This is a genomic window from Methanosarcina sp. KYL-1 (assembly GCF_024372725.1).
In the GTDB taxonomy this organism is placed as follows: Archaea; Halobacteriota; Methanosarcinia; order Methanosarcinales; family Methanosarcinaceae; genus Methanosarcina.
Window position 1 is genome coordinate 1 of sequence record NZ_VOUA01000061.1, and the last position, 1,601, is coordinate 1,601.

Annotated in this window: 1 pseudogene; it reads left to right on the forward strand. The window is 39.5% G+C overall.

The features are described 5' to 3' along the window. Positions 1 to 89: 89 nt before the first annotated feature. Positions 90 to 1,547 (forward strand): annotated as a pseudogene (locus tag FTO70_RS17865) (IS66 family transposase). The last annotated feature ends 54 nt before the right edge of the window (positions 1,548 to 1,601 follow it).

Consider the following 1,601-nt stretch of genomic DNA (forward strand, 5'->3'; position numbering starts at 1 on the left):
GTAACTATTCAGCCCTACTTTGATTAATGTCAATTTTTCCTCGGAAGGAGGAAAAATTGCATATAAAATAACATTGTTTTTTCAGCATCATGCTTACACGTGAAGAGATCCTTGAAATTTATGAAGCTGGTCCTGAAGCAGTTATTGCTGTAATCCAGAGACTTGAGTATATCATAGAGAAACAAGCTTCTCAGATTGCTGAACTTGAAAAACGTGTAAGAATTTTAGAGGCTCGTTTGAATCAAAACAGCCAAAATAGCAGTAAACCTCCTTCTACTGATGTTTTTTGTAATGAAAAACCAAAACCTAAGAGTCTTCGTAAGAGTAGTGGCAAAAAAGCTGGTGGTCAAAAAGGTCACCCTGGAAAGACTTTTAAAATGGTTGAAAACCCTGATTAGATAAGATACCATTCGCCGGAATGCTGCGATAATTGTGGTCATGATCTTGAAGATACTGAAGTTCAGGACTATGAACGTAGGCAAGAAGCTGAAATTCCTCCTGTGCAGATCATAGTTACCGAACATCGTTGTGAAATCAAGAAGTGTCCTCACTGCGGGAAAGTTAACAAAGGTTCTTTTCCAGAGTCCATAAAATTCCCTATCCAATATGGTCCTCGTCTTTTAGCCTCAATTCTGTATTTGAAGAACTATCAATTGATTCCTTACGAAAGGACTTGTGATTTAGTGGAGGACTTCTATGGTATACGTATCAGCCCTGCTACCATTAAAAGAGCAGAAAATGAATGTTTCCAGAACCTGGAACCTTTCGAAGAAGCTGCTATGAAACATCTATTAGCGTCTCCTTCCGCCCATTGTGACGAGACGGGAATGAGAGTTTTAGGGAAAAAATGGTGGCTTCACGTTGTCTCAAACAGTCGATGGACATACTATTTCCCTCACCCAAAAAGAGGAAGAGAAGCAATTGATGCTCTGGGATTCCTTCCGAAATACAATGGAGTAGCGGTTCATGATGGATATTTATCATACAACAAGTATGGATGTGAACATGCTCTGTGCAACGCTCATCTTAAACGGGAACTTACTGGGATTGAAGAGAATTTCAAGCAGCAATGGGCCAAAAAGATAAATGAGCTTCTCAGTGAGATGAAAAAGTACACTGACGAATGCAAGGAAATAGAAATTCCAATTGATCTGGAAAAAGTAAGGGAATTCGAGGAAATATATGAAGCAATAATTCAAGAAGGCATTGAGGAAAATCCACCTCCTGATATCACAAAAGATCAGGTGAAAAAGAGAGGAAAAACAGCACAAACGAAAGCAAAGAATCTCCTTGATAGGTTCATGCTATACAAGGAACAGATTCTAAGATTCCTCAATGACCTGAGAGTTGCGTTTGATAACAATCAAGCAGAGCGAGACATCAGGATGATGAAGCTACAACAGAAAATTTCGGGAACTTTCCGAAGCATAGAAGGAGCGGTAGCTTTCTGCAGAATTAGGGCGTACATATCCTCAATTAGAAAGAATGGCCTGAATGCCATGGATGCTATTATAGCGGCGCTCAATGGAGCGCCGCTGTTATCCTGATAATTGCAGATTTTGCTCAAAAAATACTTTTTTAGCAGTGGGCTGAATAGTTAC